Origin of the sequence: Thermoanaerobacter thermocopriae JCM 7501, from assembly GCF_001310975.1 — a bacterium.
GTDB lineage: Bacteria > Bacillota > Thermoanaerobacteria > Thermoanaerobacterales > Thermoanaerobacteraceae > Thermoanaerobacter > Thermoanaerobacter thermocopriae.
The window spans coordinates 1-14,445 of sequence record NZ_BAZY01000022.1 but is presented as its reverse complement, the minus strand read 5'-3'; the positions used below and the strand labels follow the sequence as shown (position 1 = coordinate 14,445).

At 34.2% G+C, this 14,445-nt stretch carries 17 protein-coding genes and 3 pseudogenes; 17 read left to right on the top strand and 3 right to left on the bottom strand.

What is annotated here, in order from left to right; all coding sequences use genetic code 11:
* Positions 1-60: 60 nt before the first annotated feature.
* Positions 61-471: a CoA-binding protein gene (locus JCM7501_RS08805; protein ID WP_012995069.1), complete on the top strand. Its 411-nt coding sequence runs from the start codon at positions 61-63 to the stop codon at positions 469-471.
* A 27-nt stretch (positions 472-498) separates the two neighbouring features.
* On the opposite strand, the gene JCM7501_RS08800 is transcribed toward JCM7501_RS08805, so the two are convergent.
* Together JCM7501_RS08800 and JCM7501_RS08795 are read right to left on the bottom strand one after the other, a co-directional pair.
* Complete coding sequence (locus tag JCM7501_RS08800) at positions 499-852, bottom strand: TSUP family transporter (RefSeq protein WP_028992260.1); 354 nt, start codon at positions 850-852, stop codon at positions 499-501.
* Positions 849-1,204 (bottom strand): annotated as a pseudogene (locus JCM7501_RS08795) (TSUP family transporter). The gene JCM7501_RS08800 and the pseudogene JCM7501_RS08795 overlap by 4 nt, the downstream one beginning before the upstream one ends.
* Before the next feature lie 132 nt (positions 1,205-1,336).
* Between JCM7501_RS08795 and cysK the strand changes: the two are divergent.
* Together cysK and JCM7501_RS08785 are read left to right on the top strand one after the other, a co-directional pair.
* Entirely contained in the window at positions 1,337-2,257 is a 921-nt protein-coding gene (gene cysK, locus JCM7501_RS08790; RefSeq protein ID WP_012995072.1) for a cysteine synthase A, read from the top strand.
* Between the two features lie 60 nt (positions 2,258-2,317).
* A complete protein-coding gene (locus JCM7501_RS08785; RefSeq protein WP_012995073.1) occupies positions 2,318-3,058 on the top strand; it encodes a YebC/PmpR family DNA-binding transcriptional regulator in 741 nt (246 codons plus the stop codon).
* Positions 3,059-3,077: 19 nt separating this feature from the next.
* Here the strand turns inward: JCM7501_RS08785 and JCM7501_RS08780 are convergent, their stop codons facing one another.
* The gene (locus JCM7501_RS08780) at positions 3,078-3,524 is read right to left on the bottom strand and encodes a chemotaxis protein CheW (RefSeq protein WP_012995074.1); all 447 of its coding nucleotides are present in this window, start codon (positions 3,522-3,524) and stop codon (positions 3,078-3,080) included.
* Between the two features lie 111 nt (positions 3,525-3,635).
* Between JCM7501_RS08780 and JCM7501_RS08775 the strand changes: the two genes are divergently transcribed.
* The 14 genes and pseudogenes from JCM7501_RS08775 to JCM7501_RS15930 form a co-directional block, all read left to right on the top strand.
* On the top strand, positions 3,636-4,202 hold the full coding sequence (locus tag JCM7501_RS08775) for a hypothetical protein (RefSeq protein WP_028992259.1): 567 nt from the start codon (positions 3,636-3,638) through the stop codon (positions 4,200-4,202).
* Between the two features lie 372 nt (positions 4,203-4,574).
* Positions 4,575-5,072, top strand: coding sequence for a crossover junction endodeoxyribonuclease RuvC (ruvC, locus tag JCM7501_RS08770; RefSeq protein ID WP_028992258.1), 498 nt, complete (start codon positions 4,575-4,577; stop codon positions 5,070-5,072).
* Positions 5,069-5,632, top strand: a complete 564-nt coding sequence (gene ruvA / locus JCM7501_RS08765) for a Holliday junction branch migration protein RuvA (RefSeq protein WP_012995077.1) — start codon at positions 5,069-5,071, stop codon at positions 5,630-5,632. The genes ruvC and ruvA overlap by 4 nt, the downstream gene beginning before the upstream one ends.
* 10 nt (positions 5,633-5,642) lie before the next feature.
* Complete coding sequence (gene ruvB / locus JCM7501_RS08760) at positions 5,643-6,659, top strand: Holliday junction branch migration DNA helicase RuvB (protein WP_012995078.1); 1,017 nt, start codon at positions 5,643-5,645, stop codon at positions 6,657-6,659.
* Positions 6,652-6,864, top strand: coding sequence for a DUF2905 domain-containing protein (locus tag JCM7501_RS08755; protein ID WP_028992257.1), 213 nt, complete (start codon positions 6,652-6,654; stop codon positions 6,862-6,864). The genes ruvB and JCM7501_RS08755 overlap by 8 nt, the downstream gene beginning before the upstream one ends.
* A gap of 24 nt (positions 6,865-6,888) precedes the next feature.
* A complete protein-coding gene (locus JCM7501_RS08750) occupies positions 6,889-8,328 on the top strand; it encodes a SpoIID/LytB domain-containing protein (protein ID WP_256201327.1) in 1,440 nt (479 codons plus the stop codon).
* Positions 8,329-8,493: 165 nt separating this feature from the next.
* Positions 8,494-9,519, top strand: coding sequence for a tRNA preQ1(34) S-adenosylmethionine ribosyltransferase-isomerase QueA (gene queA, locus JCM7501_RS08745; protein ID WP_012995081.1), 1,026 nt, complete (start codon positions 8,494-8,496; stop codon positions 9,517-9,519).
* An 18-nt stretch (positions 9,520-9,537) separates the two neighbouring features.
* A pseudogene (gene tgt / locus JCM7501_RS08740) lies at positions 9,538-10,667 on the top strand (tRNA guanosine(34) transglycosylase Tgt).
* Entirely contained in the window at positions 10,667-10,966 is a 300-nt protein-coding gene (gene yajC / locus JCM7501_RS08735) for a preprotein translocase subunit YajC (protein WP_012995083.1), read from the top strand. The pseudogene tgt and the gene yajC overlap by 1 nt, the downstream one beginning before the upstream one ends.
* A gap of 88 nt (positions 10,967-11,054) precedes the next feature.
* A complete protein-coding gene (locus tag JCM7501_RS08730) occupies positions 11,055-11,447 on the top strand; it encodes a TIGR04086 family membrane protein (RefSeq protein ID WP_012995084.1) in 393 nt (130 codons plus the stop codon).
* A 55-nt stretch (positions 11,448-11,502) separates the two neighbouring features.
* The gene (gene scfA / locus JCM7501_RS12715; protein WP_012995085.1) at positions 11,503-11,640 is read left to right on the top strand and encodes a six-cysteine ranthipeptide SCIFF; all 138 of its coding nucleotides are present in this window, start codon (positions 11,503-11,505) and stop codon (positions 11,638-11,640) included.
* A 64-nt stretch (positions 11,641-11,704) separates the two neighbouring features.
* Positions 11,705-13,090, top strand: coding sequence for a thioether cross-link-forming SCIFF peptide maturase (gene scfB / locus JCM7501_RS08725; RefSeq protein WP_028992254.1), 1,386 nt, complete (start codon positions 11,705-11,707; stop codon positions 13,088-13,090).
* Positions 13,071-13,628: a gamma carbonic anhydrase family protein gene (locus JCM7501_RS08720; protein ID WP_028992253.1), complete on the top strand. Its 558-nt coding sequence runs from the start codon at positions 13,071-13,073 to the stop codon at positions 13,626-13,628. The genes scfB and JCM7501_RS08720 overlap by 20 nt, the downstream gene beginning before the upstream one ends.
* Before the next feature lie 19 nt (positions 13,629-13,647).
* Positions 13,648-14,445: pseudogene (locus JCM7501_RS15930) on the top strand (SecDF P1 head subdomain-containing protein); the annotation flags it as partial.

Below are 14,445 nucleotides of genomic sequence, written 5' to 3'. Positions count from 1 at the left end.
TTATAAAAATGGTGAGGAAAAGAAATGGAGATTCATCAATTGATTTAGGAGGTAAAAAAAATGGAGTTAGATAATTCCTATGTAGACTATGTTGAAGAAGCAATGAAAAGGAAAGTATGGGCTGTAGTAGGAGCCCTTCCTCGAGAAAGTAAATATGGATATAAAATTTATCGAGCTCTTAAATTAAACGGGTATACTGTTTATCCTGTTAATCCTAAGTATCAAGAAGTAGATGGAGATCCTTGCTATGACTCTTTGTCCAGCTTACCTGTGATACCAGAGGTTGTAGATATGGTAGTTTCTCCAAGTATAGGTGAGCAGTACGTAGAAGAGGCTGCAAAATTAGGTGTAGAAATTATTTGGTTTCAACCGGGGGCAGAAAGTGAGGAACTGGTGGAAAAAGCCAAAAACCTTGGATTAAAGGTTATTTATAATGCCTGTGTAATGTTGGAAACAGACAAGAGAAAATAAGAGGAGAACTATCTCCTCTTATTTTAATTATTTGCGGGGCTTTGAGAGAAGTTCGTATATTCCCATACAAAATAAAAAAACAGCGAATATTTTTTTTAATATAAAAGCTTTTGTTATTGCTGCTATAATAGCTCCGACAACACTTCCTATTATTCCACCGATTATAATAAACAATATAATTTTATATTTGATATTTTTCTTTTTAAAATGGTATATTAGTGCGATAATTGCTGTAGGAATAAAAGAAAAAAGATTGACACTTTGAGCAATGTGTTGCTCGGTTCCAGCAAAGATTGTTAATGCAGGAATGAGAATTGTTCCTCCTCCAATTCCCATTCCCCCTACAATTCCTGAAAAAAGTCCTATTAAAAATAGTTTCATGATATCCACATCCTGACGGAAGCTATAAGCATTATTATTCCAAAAATTTTCTTAATAAAGGTATGGAGATTTTATTAAGAAAATATGCGCCAATAAATCCTCCTATTGTACTTCCTATAGCTATGTTAATGGTTATAGGAATGTCGGTTATTCTATTTTGTAAATACACTAAACTACTGACTAAAGTAATAGGTAGTATGATTGAAATCGCCGTAGCATGAGCCTTATGGTCTTCTATGCCAAGTAAAAAAACCAATGCAGCGACTATTAAAGTACCTCCACCTGCACCTAAAAGACCGTTTATAATACCAGTTATGAATCCTATAACGAAAAGTTTTAGTTTGCCAGTCATTTTTTATCACCTTTTGTAACTTGATACTATTATTTTTTCTCTAAAAATGTTTGATATTCTAATTTCCATTTGACATATGTTACGTAGAAAGTTTAAAATTTTTATAGTAATGTACAAATGGAGGTAAATTTTATGATTGCTAACAATGTTTTTGAGCTGATTGGAAAAACGCCTGCTGTTAAATTAAATAAAATTGTGGAGAAAGAGTGGGCAGAAATTTATCTAAAATTGGAATTTTTTAATCCGGGTGGCAGTGTTAAAGATAGAGTAGCTTTTGCAATGATAGAAAAGGCAGAAAAAGAAGGTAAATTGAAAAAAGGAAGCGTAATTATTGAACCTACAAGCGGAAATACAGGCATTGGGTTGGCAATGGTAGGAGCAGCAAAAGGATATAAAGTAATAATAGTTATGCCCGATACTATGAGTATGGAAAGAAGAATGCTTTTAGCGGCATATGGTGCTGAAATAATTCTTACCCCTGGCAGATTAGGAATGGAAGGTGCCGTAAAAAAAGCAGAAGAATTGGTAAGACAAAATAAAAATTATTTTATGCCACAGCAGTTTGAAAATTTTGCAAATCCGTTAATTCATGAAGAGACTACTGCTAAAGAGATAGTTGAAGATTTTAAGGATGGTATAGATGCTTTTGTGGCAGGTGTAGGTACAGGGGGAACTATTACAGGAGTTGGGAAAATATTAAAAAATAAATTTCCTAATGTAAAGATTATTGCAGTAGAGCCTTATTCAGCAGCGGTGCTTTCTGGTAAAGAGCCTGGTCCTCATAAAATTCAAGGGATTGGAGCAGGTTTTATTCCAAAAGTGTTAGATAGAGATGTCATAGATGAAGTAATTGCTGTAAAAGATGAAGACGCCTTTGAGGTGACTCGCCTTTTGGCAAAAAAAGAAGGTATACTTGGAGGAATTTCTACAGGTGCTTCTTTATGGGCAGCAATTGAGGTTTCTAAGAAGTTAGGCAAAGGAAAAAAGGTTTTAGCAATGGCTCCTGACAGTGGTGAGAGGTATTTGAGCACACAACTTTTTAGAGAGGATTAATTTACAAGCCCTATATTATTGTGTTAAAATATTTTAGGCCACAGTGAAGGAGGTTTTTTTATGTCAGGGCATTCAAAATGGGCTAACATAAAGCATAAAAAAGAAAAAATGGATGCTAAAAAGGGAAGGATTTTTACAAAACTTACCAAAGATATTATAAAAGCGGCTAAAGAAGGCGGTGGTGATCCTAATACTAACAGTAAGTTAAGGGATGCTATAGAAAAAGCAAAGGCTAACAATTTGCCGAATGAAAATATACAGAGGGCTATTAAAAAAGGTACCGGTGAATTAGGAGGAGCTAATTTAGAAGAAGTAATATATGAAGGATACGGCCCTGCTGGTACTGCTATAATTGTTGAAGCTTTGACTGACAATAAAAACAGAACTGCAGGTGAAATACGGCATATTTTTGATAGGAATGGTGGTAGTTTAGGGGCAGCCGGTTCTGTTACGTGGATGTTTGACAAAGTTGGAATTATCACTGTTAGAAAAGATGATTCTATTGATGAAGAAGAACTTGCAATGGTTGCAATAGATGCAGGTGCAGAGGACTTTTCTGCAGAAGATGAAGAATTTGAAATAATTACTGAACCGTCAAATTTTCAAGAAGTAAAAGAGGCAATTGAAAAAGCAGGGTATAAAATTTCGGAGGCAGAAGTTACAATGCTTCCTAAAAATACTATACAATTAAGTCCTGAAGACTACCAAAAATTCGAAAAATTAATTGACAAGTTAGAAGAAAATGACGATGTACAAAACGTTTATCACAATGTGGAAATAGAAGACGAGGATGAGGAATAGAAGAAAGAGATAGAAGAAGCTACATTTCTTCTATCTCTTTCTTTTCTTTTTCTGTTAAAACTTTGTGTAAGTCTAAATTAATTATCAATCTGTCGTTTAAATTGATAATAGATGTTATGTACTCTTTTCCAATTCCTTTTATAATCTCTGGAGCTTCTTGTACGGAACTATCGTCTACATGTAACACTTCTGTTACTGAGTCAACGATGAAACCCACCGGTCTGTTAGTGACATTTACTACGATAATTCGATTATTGTCATTTTTCTCTGACAAAGGCAAATTGAAGCGCTTTTTTAAATCTACAATAGGGATGACTGTTCCTCTTAGATTAGTTATACCTTCTACGAAAGTAGGCGCATCGGGTACTTTAATAATTGCTTGGAGCCGTATAATTTCAATTACCTGATTGATGTCAACGCAAAAGTCTTCATTGTTTAATTTAAAAACTACAATTTGATTTGCCACTTCATCATCTCCTCCCTTAATGAATATTATTCGATATTTTTTGACAAAATCCTGCAAAGAGAATAAATTTTTTAAAATTGGTTATAATTACATAAAACAGGAGGAGATGTTATGAAAAAGCTAATTTCCTATAAAATGGTTATGATATATATGTTAGCTATATTTATAGGAATGATGGTTGGATATTTAATTAGTGTTAAAGATAACGAAAAGGAAGGAAGGGAAAAAAATATAGTTTATGAGCAGGGGATTTCTTCTCAACAAGAAGCTCTTGCTAAAAAATTAATTTCCCAAAGTAAACTTATATTTGAAACTAAATATCTTGAAAATGGAGAAATAGTGCGGGAAGTTCAAAATTTAACCCCTTCTCTTTATGGGAAGAGCAAGGAAGAAATTGAAAAGATATATACTGGTTGGAAAATTAAAAATTTTGATGAAGAGGAAATAGTTCTTTACAGAGAAAAAGAAGGGTTGCCTGCAGATTATTATATAATTTCTAGTATAAATGGATATGTTGTTTTGCTAAAAAGTGATGGAAATGGCAATAATGAAGTTGTGGAAAAAACAGATATTCCACTGGATAGTTTAACACCTTTTGACAAAGAAAGAGTGATGAAAAATATAATTACAAAAGACAAAGATGAGGCGTATCAAATATTAACAAATCTAAGTTCTTAGGTTCTCCTTAATTTTAGGAGAACTTTCAGTTTGTTGACAAAGAACCAAAAATTATTTAAAGTAGATATTTTACATCGTTGCTCCGAAGTTCCAAAGCGACAAAGCTAAAGCGCGACTTTTGGATTACGGCGGAGTACCGGGCACATTCGACGTCCTGTCTTAGGTGCCCGCCTCCGCCCTCCTGGCTTCGGCCCCGCTCCATCCTCAGTCTTGCTAAGCTTTGTTAGCGCTTTGTCACAAGTCGCAACTTATGTAAAATATCTACTTTACGAAAGTTTGTCATCAGTCTGTAGGTTCTCCTTAATTTTAGGAGAACTTTTTCTTGTTTATAAAGGCTATTGATGTTAAAATAAATAAAAGGAGATGGATATAATGAGGGTATTAGGGATAGATCCTGGAATTGCAACAATGGGTTATGGTATAATAGATTATAAATCCAATAAATTCACTGTTGTAGATTACGGGGCAGTTACTACAAAAGCTGGTATTGATAAGGCACTGCGCCTACACGATATATACAATGGAATTACATCACTTATAAAATCTTACTGCCCTGATGTAGTAGCTATAGAAGAGCTTTTTTATAATAAAAATGCGAAGACTGTCATTACTATTGGAGAATCCAGAGGAGTTTGTATTTTAGCTGCTGTTAATTCGGGAATAAAAGTTTTTGAATACACTCCTTTGCAAGTAAAACAAGCAGTTGTGGGGTACGGAAAAGCAGATAAGCATCAAGTTCAGCAAATGGTGAAGGTTTTATTAAATCTTGATCAAATTCCTAAACCTGACGATGTGGCTGATGCCTTGGCGGTTGCCATATGCCATTGTCACAGTAACAATATGATTGAAAAGTTGAGGTATTCAAAATGATTGAGTATATTAGAGGAATGATTGAGGATATTGGACAAAATTATGTAATAATTGACTTTATGGGTATAGGCATAAAGGTTTTTGTTCCATTTTCTACTTTAAAAGCTTTACCTACTAAAGGGAATATTACTAAGCTTTATACATACTTACATGTGAGAGAAGATGGTTTTCAAATTTTTGGCTTTAAAACAAAAGAAGAGTTAGATTTGTTTGAAAAGTTATTATCTGTTAATGGGGTAGGGCCTAAAGGTGCTTTATCTATTTTATCTGTGGTCCCTATTGATAATTTTGCAAAAGTAGTTAACACTGGCGATTATAAAGCTCTTACATTAGTTCCGGGAATAGGGAAAAAGACTGCTGAGAGAATTATTTTGGAATTGAAAGATAAGCTTCCAAAGGAGATAGTTTTTGAAAGTGATAATAATCTTTCAAATGAGGCTTTAGAGGCTTTATTGGCATTAGGTTATAGTAAAAGTGAAGCTATTTCTGCTTTGGCAGATATTACTTGTAACAGTGTAGAAGAGACTGTAAAACAAGCCTTGAAAAAATTAATGAAATAGGGTGAATTAAATGGAGGAAAGAATACTAACTCAAAGTTTTACACAGGAAGATGCCTCCGAATATAGTTTGCGTCCTAGGTGGCTTTCTGAGTATATAGGTCAAGAAAAGATAAAAGAGGAATTAAAAATTTATATAGAAGCTGCTAAGATGAGGAAAGAGCCCCTTGACCATGTCCTGCTATATGGTCCTCCTGGCCTTGGAAAAACGACTTTAGCTACGGTAATTTCTAATGAAATGGGAGTAGGAATAAAAATAACCTCAGGTCCTGCTATAGAAAGGTCGGGAGATTTGGCAGCAATTTTGACTAACTTACAGGAGAATGACATACTTTTTATTGATGAGATTCATAGACTCAATAGAAGTGTAGAAGAGATTCTATATCCTGCAATGGAAGACTTTGAGTTGGATATAGTAATAGGAAAAGGTCCAAGTGCCAGGTCTATAAGGCTTAGTCTTCCGCGTTTTACTTTAATTGGAGCGACGACAAGGGCTGCTCTTATGACTTCTCCTTTGAGAGACAGATTTGGGGTTATAAACCGTTTGGATTACTATTCAGTCGATGAATTAAAAGAAATAATTAAAAGGTCAGCGAACATTTTAAACATTGGAATTGATGAAGATGCTGCTTTGGAGATTGCGAAAAGGTCCCGAGGGACTCCGAGAATTGCCAATAGGCTTCTAAAACGGGTAAGAGATTTCGCACAAGTAAGAGGAAATGGATACATTAATTTTAAAACTTCCAAAGAAGCGCTAGACGTATTAGGTGTAGATGAGATGGGATTAGAATACATTGATAGGAAGATTTTAGTTTCTATTATAGAAAAGTTTGGCGGTGGCCCTGTAGGAATCGATGCTATTGCTGCATCAATAGGAGAGGATGGTGATACAATAGAGGATGTTTATGAACCTTATCTTTTACAAATAGGTTTTTTAAACAGGACTCCGCGGGGAAGAGTTGTTACAAAATTAGCTTATGATTACCTTAAATATCCTTATATAGAACAGGGGAGGATAGAAGGTGTTTGATAGTTTTGGCAAAATGTTGATATTGATGGGAGCTATATTGATTTTAATAGGGGTGCTTTTTTCTGTAGGTTCAAAAATTGGCTTAGGGCGTCTACCAGGGGACATAGTTTATCAAAAAGGAAATTTCACTTTTTATTTTCCTCTTATGACAAGCCTGTTGTTGAGTCTTCTTTTGACATTAATTTTATGGATTTTTAAAAAATAACATATGAAAAAGGGGTTGTAATTTGTGAGGTTTAGAAAATTTGTAATAGTAGGTATAATTAGTGCTATGATTTTGACTCTTTTACCTTGTTCTACGGTGAATGCTGACATTAGCATACCGAAAATTATAAAAATAGGGCTTTTTTATGGACAAACTGCCAAATCTTCTTATCAACTTTCATCCCCTGTAGGCTTTAATTTTGCATATGAAAATAATACAGGAAATTTGGTTAATATTTTTAGCACTAGTATGCAAAACGTGCAAGTTATAAAAGATGATAGTTTTTATTTGATGATGGGAAACTATGATGATTTTGAAATGGCAAATAGTGAGTATGCGAAAATAGTAAATCGAATTACCAATGTCTTAATAGGATTTGATGGAAAATATCATATATACATAGGACCTTATTTGACGCTAGCGGATTTGCAATCTGCCTATGAGATTCTTTCAAAAAATTATACCAATATATCCAAGGTGTTACCGGACAAAAATATTTTGATACGCAATGGAGCAAAAAACTTGTTTTTGTTTAATATGAAGGCTGATTTATATGTAAGTAAGCTTAATCCTGAAGGTATTCCTATGGCAATAGAATCAAAACGCTACAGAGGCATGTTTGAGTTTAGAAGGCAACAAGACAGTGATATGACCGCTATAAATGTTGTACCTTTGGAAGAATATTTATATGGTGTTGTGCCAGGAGAAATGCCTGCATGGTGGAATATAGAAGCTTTAAAAGCACAAGCAGTGGCTGCACGAACTTATGCTGCTAAAAATGTAGGGAGATATGGAAAGTATGGTTTTGATTTGACAAACGATACTAACACACAGGTTTACAAAGGATATGATGGAGAAGCTCCTTCTACAAATGAAGCGGTAGACGAAACAAAAGGTGTAGTGGCTGTATATCAAGGAAAACTTATAGATGCCCTTTATCACTCCCACAGCGGAGGATATACTGAAGACAATATTAATTATTTTTCTGCTGATGTTCCTTATTTAAAAGGAGTGGAGGATAAATACGTTTTTGGCTATAACAGTTATCATGATAGTTGGATGGTAACTTATACAAAAGACCAGATAAAAAACTTGCTTTTAAATAAAGGACAAGACATAGGAGATATAGTAGATGTAAAAGTTACAGAAAAAAGCTGGACTGGAAGAGCGATTGCTGTTACCATTTACGGTACAAAGGGAACTTTTACTTTGCGAAAAGGAGACATACGGTCTTTCTTTGGATTAAAAAGCACTATGATTGACATAAAGGGCGATGGTAGCAGTGAATTTGAAGCCTACGCGATTTCTTCTTACAGTGGTTCGCAAAAAATTTCTTTAAAAGAGATAAATATTCAAAATAATAAAGGGATAACGAAGGTTTCTAAAGATACTTTTTATGCGGTAGGGGCAAATGGCATTAAAGAGTTAAAAAAGACAGATAAGCCAGTGAAGTTTATACTATAAAAGGCAGTGGTTATGGACACGGGGTAGGGTTAAGCCAGTATGGGGCGAGAGGACTGGCAGACCAAGGGTATAATTACATTTCTATTTTAAAATACTATTATAAAGGTATTGAGGTATACGATACTATAAACAACAAAAGCTTATAAAAGGATGGCGCAAAGAAAAATGAAACGCAGTGAATTTTATTTTGAGCTACCAAAAGAATTAATTGCACAAGAACCTTTAGAAGACAGGTCAAGTTCTCGATTGATGGTTTTAAATAAAAAAACCGGTGAAATTGAGCACGATATTTTTAAAAACATAACAAAATATTTAAAAGCAGGTGATTGTCTTGTTTTAAATGACACAAAAGTTATTCCTGCTCGTCTTATTGGAAGAAGAGAAGATTCAGGTGGGAAAATAGAATTTGTTCTTATAAAAAGGATATCCAGTAATGAATGGGAAACATTAGTTAAACCCGGAAGGCGAGCTAAAATAGGGTCAAGATTTGTTTTTGGAACTGGAGAGCTAATAGCAGAAGTTTTAGATACTACAGAAGCAGGAGGGAGAATAGTAAGGTTTTATTATGAAGGGGTATTTGAAGAAGTATTGGATAAATTAGGCGAAATGCCTGTTCCCCCTTATATCAAGAAAAAATTAAAAAATAAGGATAGATACCAGACTGTCTATGCAAAATACGAAGGTTCTGCAGCTGCTCCTACTGCAGGGCTTCATTTTACAAAAGAGTTGTTAGAAAAAATAAAGCAGATGGGAGTAAAAACTGTTTTTATAACTCTTCACGTAGGTTTAGGTACTTTTAGACCTGTAAAGGAAGAAGAAATTGAAAACCATAAGATGCATGAAGAGTTTTATATTGTTACAAAAGAAGCAGCTAATGAAATAAATGAAACTAGGAAAAGTGGTGGAAGAATCATAGCAGTTGGTACAACTTCTACTCGGACTCTTGAAACAGTTGCTGACGAAAATGGTTATGTAAAAGAAAAAAGTGGTTGGACTGATATTTTCATATATCCTGGTTACAAATTTAAGGCTATTGACGGTATGATAACAAATTTTCATTTGCCTGAGTCTACTTTAATTATGATGGTGTCAGCTTTTGCTGGTAGAGAAAACATAATGAGGGCTTATCAAGTAGCAATTGAACATAAATACAGATTTTTTAGCTTTGGAGATGCAATGCTTATAATTTGACCAGAATAGGAGGATATAATGGCAGCGATTAAATATTGGCTTATCAAAAAAGACAGTAGAACAAAAGCAAGATTGGGAATATTAGAAACTCCCCATGGTGCTATAGAAACGCCTGTGTTTATGCCAGTAGGAACACAAGCAACTGTAAAAGCTATGACTCCTGAAGAATTAAAGGAAATTGGAGCAACGATTATTTTAAGCAACACTTATCATCTATATTTAAGCCAGGCCATAAAATTATTGAAAAAGCCGGTGGACTTCATAAATTCATGAATTGGGATAGAGCAATTTTAACAGACAGTGGAGGATTTCAAGTTTTTAGCTTGAGTTCTTTAAGAAAAATTACAGAAGACGGTGTAGAGTTTAGGTCTCATATAGATGGGTCTAGACACTTTTTTACTCCAGAAAAAGTGATAGAGATACAGAATGCCTTAGGTGCAGATATAATAATGTCCTTTGATGAATGTGCACCTTATCATGCAGACTATGAGTATGTCAAAAAATCTATGGAGTTTACCATCAAATGGGCTGAAAGAGGGAAAAAAGCCCATAGATATACAGAAAAACAAGCTCTTTTTGGCATTGTTCAAGGTGGAACTTATGAAGATTTAAGAAGAGAATGTACTCAAAGATTAGTAGACATGGACTTTCCTGGATATTCTATAGGGGGATTAAGTGTAGGAGAACCGAAAAATGTAATGTATGATATGGTAGATTTGACTACGGAAAATTTACCCGAAGACAAACCGAGGTATCTTATGGGAGTGGGAAGTCCTGATGACCTCATAGAGGGAGTAATACGAGGTGTTGATATGTTTGACTGTGTGCTTCCAACGAGAATTGCGAGAAATGGAACAGTTTTTACAAGTAAAGGCAAATTAATAGTAAGAGATGCCCCTTATGCAGAAGATTTTTTTCCTTTAGACGAAGAATGTGATTGCTATACTTGTAAAAATTATTCTAGGGCCTATATAAGACATTTGTTTAAGGCTGGCGAAATTTTAGCAGCAAGGCTTGCTACTTTACATAATCTTTATTTTCTCATTAAATTAATGGAGAGGATAAGGGAAGCTATAAAGCAAGACCGGCTGCTTGAATTTAAGAAAGAGTTTTTTGAAAAATATTATGGGAATAAGGAGGATTATTGATGAGTCCAGAAACGACTTATGTAATTGTTCAACTGCTTATTTTTCTTGCAATTTTTTACTTTTTATTGATTTTACCTCAACAAAGGCGACAAAAGAAAGAGAGAGAAATGCTGGATTCTTTAAAACCAGGTGATGAGATTATAACAAAAAGCGGTTTTTATGGTAAAATTCTAAATATAAAAGACGATGTGATAACATTAGAAATGGGAGCAGATAAAGTAAGACTAAAGATTGCAAAATGGGCAGTTGGAGGAGTTATAAGGTCAGCCAGTGACAAAAACGAAAAAGAAGAGAAATAACAAGATGCGGTTTGCCGCATCTTTTTTTATGTACTATGTTAGAAATAAAAAGCATACATTTTAGTAAGAAAACTGTGGGGGTGAAATTTTGAAAGGAAGGTTTGGTTTGGAAAAGGGAAGTGGTATAAATATTATTGGAATTTTTACAGGGGTTTTAATATCTTATATTCTCACTCTCGGTTTTTTCATAATTTACGCTTTACTTTTGACCTTTACAGCTGTATCTGAATTAACTTTGCCTACTCTTACTTTGTTGATAACCATAATAGGCATAGTTTTATCAGGTGCTTTATCTGCAAGACGTACAACCAGCAAAGGATGGCTAAATGGAGGAATTGCTGGTATTCTGTATGTAACTATTATGCTGATTTTGGGGACATTTTTTGTAAAAGAACTAGGGCCTACTTCCTCTTGGGCGGTAAAATATGCTTGGGGAGCTGTTTTAGGTGCTTTAGGTGGCATGATAGGCATTAATTTATAACTTTAATTACTTCTCTTTATGTGCTATAATAAATCAAGAAGAGGAGGGAAGTAGGATGAAACATATTATTACGATTAACAAACCGACATTAAAAAACAGCTTAAGAAAACCAGGCTGCGGCGAATGCCAAGCATCTTGTCAGTCTGCTTGTAAGACTTCTTGCACTGTAGCAAACCAAGAGTGCCAATACTAATACATAATACTCAAATGGCAGTAAAGTAATTACTGCCATTTAAACTTGCAATGGAGGTTAAAAAATGTCAGAGCTAATACACAAATTTAAAAGATTAGGAATGAATATTGTAGTAGATCCAGCAAGTGGCTCTATTCATGTAGTAGATGATATTATCTATGATGTTTTGGACTTTTATGAAAATCATTCAAAAGAAAAAATTATAAATTTACTTCAACATAAATATAAAAAAGAAGATATACTAGAAGCTATTGCAGAAATTGACAAATTGAGAGAAGAAGGGTTATTATTTTCAGAAGATATATATAAGGATATTTCAGCACCGAGAAATGATTCTGTTATAAAGGCCATGTGTCTAAATGTGGCTCACGATTGCAATCTAAGGTGTAAATACTGTTTTGCTTCTACGGGAGATTTTAAAAGTGGTCGCAAATTGATGGATTTTGAGACGGGTAAAAAAGCAATCGATTTTTTGATAAAAAGTTCTGGGAAAAGGCGAAATATTGAAGTTGATTTTTTTGGTGGTGAACCCCTTTTAAATTTTGAGGTAGTTAAACAGTTAGTAGAATATGGAAAAGAAAAGGCAAAAGAAAATAAAAAAGTAATTAAATTTACCATAACAACCAATGCAGTTTTGCTGGATGATGAGAAAATAAAGTATTTTAATGAAAATTTTTCTAATGTGGTACTTAGTTTGGATGGAAGAAAAGAAGTAAATGACAGCATGAGGATACGTGTAGACGGTAATGGAAGTTATGATACAATAGTTCCAAAAATAAAAAAATTCGTTGAATCAAGAGGGAAAAAAGAATACTATGTGAGAGGGACTTTTACAGCAAAAAATTTAGATTTTACTAAGGATGTGTTGCATATTGCTGATTTGGGAGTTTATGAAATATCCGTAGAACCTGTAATTGAAAAAGAAGATAAAGACTATACATTAAAAGAGGAGCATTTGGAGAGAATTTTAGAGGAATACGATAGATTAGCGGAAGAGTATATAAAGAGATATGAAGAAGGAAGACCTTTTTCTTTTTATCATTTTAAAATAGATTTAGAAGGAGGACCTTGCATTAAAAAAAGGCTTCAAGGCTGTGGTGCTGGTTTCGAGTATATAGCGGTGACCCCTGACGGAGATATTTACCCTTGTCATCAATTTGTAGGTATTAAGGAATTTAAATTAGGAAATCTTGAAGAAGGTATAACTAATAAAGAATTGCAGCAAAAATTTATAGAAAGCGATATTTACAAAAGAGAAGAGTGTACCAAATGCTGGGCAAGGTTCTATTGCAGTGGAGGATGTTTTGCAAATAACTACAACATAAATGGAGATATTAATAAGCCGTACAAGCTGGCCTGTGAGATGCAAAAAAGGCGTTTTGAAAATGCGATTGCCATAAAAGCGTATCAAATGCTTATGGGTGAGAAAAATGATAATAAAGGAATATAAAGGTATGAAGCCTAAAATAGATGATGAGGCGTATATAGCAGAAACAGCAGAAGTTATTGGAGATGTAGAAATAAAAAAAGATGTAAATATATGGTATGGTGCTGTGTTAAGAGGTGATATAGATAAAATAGTTGTTGGAGAAGGAACTAATATACAAGATAATTGCGTTGTACACGTTACAGAAGGACATCCTTGCTATATAGGGAATTACTGCACGATAGGACATGGAGCAATACTTCATGCTTGTAAAATAGGGAATAATGTATTAATAGGCATGGGAGCGATTATCTTAGATGATGCTGAAATAGGGGATAATTGTATAATTGGAGCTGGTTCATTGGTAACAGGAGGTAAAAAGATTCCTGAGGGCAGTGTTGCTTTTGGAAATCCTGCAAAAGTTATAAGAAAACTTACTCAAGAGGAAATTGAAAATATTCGTCACTCCTATGAACTTTATGTAGAATTAGCGAAATTACATTTTTCTAACTTTGGGCAATTGACCGTTTACAATAAAAGTAATATAATAGAAAATAGTTGAATTATGAAGGAGGATTCGAATGAGAAGTAAAGGGGCTATCAAATTTTTTTCTGTAATTGTTATTGCAGCGATAGTTGCATATGTGGCGTTTTTTGGAATAAAGGTAGGTAATTATTCCATAAGTTCTATACAAAATCGCATAAGGTTAGGGCTGGATTTAAGAGGAGGAGTTTATGTATTGGAAGAAGCCGAGGGCAATGTTACACAAGATGAGATAAATAAGGCTATTGCGGTTATAAGGAATAGAGTAGATGCCTTGGTGTGACTCAGCCTGTGATAGCTCAACAGGGGTCAAATAGAATTCGTGTAGAATTACCTGGCATGAATGACCCTGATAGGGCAATAGAGATAATAGGTAAAACTGCTCAATTAAAATTTATAGGACCAGATGGACAAGTTATTTTGACAGGTGCCAATGTAAAAGATTCAAAAGCAGTATATGCTCAAACTGAAACAGGTGTGCAACAACCAGAAGTTACGTTAGTACTTGATGCTGAAGGAACAAAAAAATTTGCAGAAGCTACTCAAAAATTTTTAAATCAACCTATTGCAATAGTTTAGATGATAAGGTAATATCAGCTCCTAGAGTAAATGACGTAATAACTACTGGAAATGCAGTCATTACAGGCCTGAAGGACTTCCAAGAGGCATCTGAATTAGCGACTCTTATAAGGGCGGGTTCTTTGCCTGTCACATTAAAACCAATAGCCTATAGTTCTGTAGGTGCAACTTTAGGTCCTAGTGCCTACAATGCTGCTGTCAAAGTTGGTATGTACGGCGTATTACTTATTTTACTATTTATGGCAGCTTTTTATAG

What these genes read in the sequence shown, in the direction of transcription:
- JCM7501_RS08805 (WP_012995069.1), top strand. Translation starts at nt 61, where the DNA reads ATGGAGTTAGATAATTCCTATGTAGACTATGTTGAAGAAGCAATGAAA.
- JCM7501_RS08800 (WP_028992260.1), bottom strand. Translation starts at nt 852, where the DNA reads ATGAAACTATTTTTAATAGGACTTTTTTCAGGAATTGTAGGGGGAATG.
- cysK (WP_012995072.1), top strand. Translation starts at nt 1,337, where the DNA reads ATGATTGCTAACAATGTTTTTGAGCTGATTGGAAAAACGCCTGCTGTT.
- JCM7501_RS08785 (WP_012995073.1), top strand. Translation starts at nt 2,318, where the DNA reads ATGTCAGGGCATTCAAAATGGGCTAACATAAAGCATAAAAAAGAAAAA.
- JCM7501_RS08775 (WP_028992259.1), top strand. Translation starts at nt 3,636, where the DNA reads ATGAAAAAGCTAATTTCCTATAAAATGGTTATGATATATATGTTAGCT.
- ruvC (WP_028992258.1), top strand. Translation starts at nt 4,575, where the DNA reads ATGAGGGTATTAGGGATAGATCCTGGAATTGCAACAATGGGTTATGGT.
- ruvA (WP_012995077.1), top strand. Translation starts at nt 5,069, where the DNA reads ATGATTGAGTATATTAGAGGAATGATTGAGGATATTGGACAAAATTAT.
- ruvB (WP_012995078.1), top strand. Translation starts at nt 5,643, where the DNA reads ATGGAGGAAAGAATACTAACTCAAAGTTTTACACAGGAAGATGCCTCC.
- queA (WP_012995081.1), top strand. Translation starts at nt 8,494, where the DNA reads ATGAAACGCAGTGAATTTTATTTTGAGCTACCAAAAGAATTAATTGCA.
- yajC (WP_012995083.1), top strand. Translation starts at nt 10,667, where the DNA reads ATGAGTCCAGAAACGACTTATGTAATTGTTCAACTGCTTATTTTTCTT.
- scfA (WP_012995085.1), top strand. Translation starts at nt 11,503, where the DNA reads ATGAAACATATTATTACGATTAACAAACCGACATTAAAAAACAGCTTA.
- scfB (WP_028992254.1), top strand. Translation starts at nt 11,705, where the DNA reads ATGTCAGAGCTAATACACAAATTTAAAAGATTAGGAATGAATATTGTA.
- JCM7501_RS08720 (WP_028992253.1), top strand. Translation starts at nt 13,071, where the DNA reads ATGATAATAAAGGAATATAAAGGTATGAAGCCTAAAATAGATGATGAG.